The sequence below is a fragment of the Oleiphilus sp. HI0079 genome (genome assembly GCF_001635105.1).
On record NZ_LWFT01000600.1, the window covers coordinates 1 to 3,430 of the forward strand.

Annotated in this window: 4 protein-coding genes; 2 read left to right on the forward strand and 2 right to left on the reverse strand. The window is 47.8% G+C overall.

Annotation, left to right across the window (positions count from 1 at the left end):
- The first annotated feature begins 137 nt into the window (after positions 1-137).
- Positions 138-1,019, forward strand: coding sequence for a methylated-DNA--[protein]-cysteine S-methyltransferase (locus A3750_RS10505; RefSeq protein ID WP_068455036.1), 882 nt, complete (start codon positions 138-140; stop codon positions 1,017-1,019).
- A 59-nt stretch (positions 1,020-1,078) separates the two neighbouring features.
- Here the strand turns inward: A3750_RS10505 and A3750_RS10510 are convergent, their stop codons facing one another.
- Positions 1,079-2,158, reverse strand: coding sequence for an NAD-dependent epimerase/dehydratase family protein (locus tag A3750_RS10510; RefSeq protein WP_068455042.1), 1,080 nt, complete (start codon positions 2,156-2,158; stop codon positions 1,079-1,081).
- Between the two features lie 51 nt (positions 2,159-2,209).
- Positions 2,210-2,971, reverse strand: coding sequence for a sulfite exporter TauE/SafE family protein (locus tag A3750_RS10515; protein ID WP_068455044.1), 762 nt, complete (start codon positions 2,969-2,971; stop codon positions 2,210-2,212).
- An 81-nt stretch (positions 2,972-3,052) separates the two neighbouring features.
- On the opposite strand from A3750_RS10515, the gene A3750_RS10520 reads away from it, so the two are divergent.
- Positions 3,053-3,430: SprT-like domain-containing protein (locus A3750_RS10520; RefSeq protein ID WP_197474995.1), on the forward strand; the 378-nt coding region annotated here is incomplete at its 3' end.

Consider the following 3,430-nt stretch of genomic DNA (forward strand, 5'->3'; position numbering starts at 1 on the left):
CATTTTGACCATATAAATAAGCGGTCTGAGCCGATTCCAGAGTCGATACGCGCTCAGCTAGAGCAGCATCTCGGCGCTTCATAAATATCGCAAGAAACGGGTGACGAAGCCGCTTACGCTCATGATAAGGTGGTCTCATGCATGAAGAACAAAATCACTTGTATCAAAGAATGGCAAAGGTGATAAACCACCTTGTCGATAATGCGAAGCAACAGCCAACACTCTCCGACTTGGCGACTGTTGCCAATCTGAGCAGCGCACACTTTCAGCGTACTTTCCAAGAGTGGGCAGGCTTAAGCCCTAAACAGTTCTTGCTAGCAGTCAATCGCCATCACTCAAGATCTTTGTTGCACGACTGCAGTGTTGCGGAGACCTCCGCCACAATTGGTTATTCCAGCGAAAGCCGCTTGTATGATAACTATATCCGCTTTGAGGCCGTCACTCCTGGCGAGTTTAAGTCTGCAGGCCATGGACTCACGATTAATTACGGAGTTAGTTTGTCCCCGTTTGGCGAGGCGTTTATTGCTTGGACAAATCGCGGCACCATTAAGCTCGCGTTTCTGCATGATCAGCTCAATTTCAACGCAGCGGTTGAGGAGTTGGCATGCGAGTGGCCCAATGCGCACTATGTGCATTCCGACATCGAAGCAGAGCAGCAATGTGCTCGGATATTTACTTCGCTCGCCGAACGCCGTAGTGCGGAAATTAACCGAAAGAACGGCGGACTAAAGATTTGGGTGAAGGGAACGGTATTTCAGGTCAAGGTATGGGAAGCGTTGCTTGCGATACCAGAGGGGAGTGTCTGGAGCTACCAAGCGCTATCTGACTACCTAGGGATGGAAAACTCTGTCAGGGCCGTGGCATCAGCTGTCGCTAAAAACCCGGTTGGCTATTTGATTCCATGCCATCGCGTTATTAGAGCAAGCGGCGCCATCAACCAGTACCGATGGGGCGTTGATCGTAAGGCCGCTATGCTTATTCTTGAGAAAGGTACGGCGCAGTCCGCGAGTCCGAAATAAAGCGCTTGGTGAATCATGGCAATTCTACCAAGCGCTCTTGCTGGACTATTTGACTAAAGTTATGCAGCGGCGGTCTTGTTCGCTTTGCGAGGACGTAAATGCCCCCAGACAAGCATGTCCTCAACGGCAGCAGCCACACTCTCTTTAATTGGAATGTATTGAATGCCAAGCTCGTTGATCGCTTTGCTGTTATCAAAGCGCATTTTCTGTCCAATATGCGACCGCATATAGGTACCATTACCTGAGGGCTGAGTGTAAGAAAGAAGATGCATCAGCTTGGTTCCGAATGGGTTATCCAAATTGAGTTTAGGCAAGCGATAATCGGTGTAGCCCAAATCATCACGTAGGTAATTGACGAGCTCATCCATCTTCCAGTTCTCATTGACAATCAAATAGCGTCCAGACGCGTCGGGCGTGGTCATGGCGAGAATATGTGAATTTGCGACATCTCTGACATCGACGATACCCCAGTTTAGGGTCATCAGACACGGATACTGGCCGTGCATAAGGTCTCTAATAACTTTGTTTGACTCGTTCAATGACGGTCCCAGCGATGGGCCAATCACCATGAATGGGTTAATGGTAACGATATCAAAGCCGCACGTGCCTTTATGCTCCTCGAGATATTTCCATGCAGCTTTCTCTGCACACACTTTTGAATAAAAGTAGGGGTTGCGCTTTAAGTTGGATTTCTCGTTCCAGTCCGCTTCCGAGAAGACCTTGTCACTGTGGGGCTCATCGGTTATTGCGGCGAGGGAAGAGGTGATAACAACGCGTTTTACGGAATCGGATTTTTCGCATGCTTTTAAAACGTTAAGGGTGCCGTTAACCGCAGGGTCAACAAGCTCTTTCTGCGAATCCTTAACGTTTACGATGTAAGGGCTTGCGGTATGCAATACATAATCACAACCATCGACGACTTTATCGTAGGCGCCTTCTTCGAGAAGATTGGCTTTGTGAAATTCTAATCGCTCTTTCGCACCTTCAAGGTTCGTTAAATAAGGATATCTATCTGGAGCACCTCGAACGGTTGCGCGCACACGATAGCCCTGAGCGAGTAATTGTTTTACTAGATGAGCAGCAATAAAACCTGATGCACCGGTGACACAGACAACTGTGCTTGCGTTTTCTTCTGACATGAATAACCCCTACTGTGATTGTTATTAGATAGAGTGCGGCCAGATCATTAACTAGGTTAGTAGAGCGGCTGCGCTAGCAAATATCGTCATCAAAAACAAAAACCACTTCAACGCTTTTTGGCTTAAGTTAATGGTTATTTTAACGGCAATGTGTGCCCCAACGATTGAGCCAATCGCAAGGATCAAGCCCGGGACCCACAATATTTGATCGTTCCAAATAAAGATAATGAGGGCAACCACAGTAAAACCAAGGGTGCATACAATCTTTAATGCGTTTGAACGGACAAGGTCGTAGCGCAAGCTACCCGCTACAGCGGCAATAAGTATAAATCCGACCCCTGCCTGAACAAAGCCACCATAAAAACCGGCTAAAAGAAGCATGGGAACAGAGCTGGCTGATTCGGATATCTTGAGTGGTATCGTTCCTTCAGGGGGAGCAACAACGGCGGGCTTGAAGAGTATAATTCCTGCCATCAGTATCATAGAGCACAATAAAACTGGTTTAAGATACTCTGCTGGCATATAGGACGCGAGGATCGCGCCCGCTAAGCCGCCAATGAGCGTCACACCAACGATCTTTTTCAAATCAGGTATATCGAGCTTACCGTGCTTGCTGAACCCTTTTGTCGCGGTTAGCGATTGAAAGAAAACACTAACACGATTGGTCGCGTTGGCAATATCCGCAGGTAATCCCATGACCATTAGCGCAGGAATGGTTAGATTGGAACCTCCGCCTGCCATCGTATTGATTATGCCTGCTAAAAAGCCCATCGCAACGAGTAGACTGACACTGAGGAAGCTGATTTCGTACATTGTTTTAACTGTTCGTGATTTGATGAGTTGGGCATACTAGCGCAATTAAAATTTCGCTTCATGCCTAATCTGATTTTACCTATGCCTAGTTTTTCCGCGCCAGAAAATTTGTCAGCTCTACAGCGCTTGGCGATCAATGAATTAGAAAGATGCCTCTCGCTCTCAGAGAGATATTTTCAGCGAAGCTTTGAGCTAGATGCGGTTAGCTTTTCTTTGCGGGGTAGGTCAGCTGGCCAGTTTCGGGCTAAGGTTGGACGCTCGACAGGGCCTGTTAGCGCCAAGGTGACGTTCAATGAAATACGCCTAAATGCTTCGATGCTCGAAGCATATGGTCAGCGTTTTATTACCGAGACAATCGGGCATGAGGTCGCACATTTTATTGTGTTTCAGTTGTACGGGCGCAACGTCCGTCCGCATGGAAAAGAGTGGCAGTCGGTAATGAGCGAGGTGCTACGACAG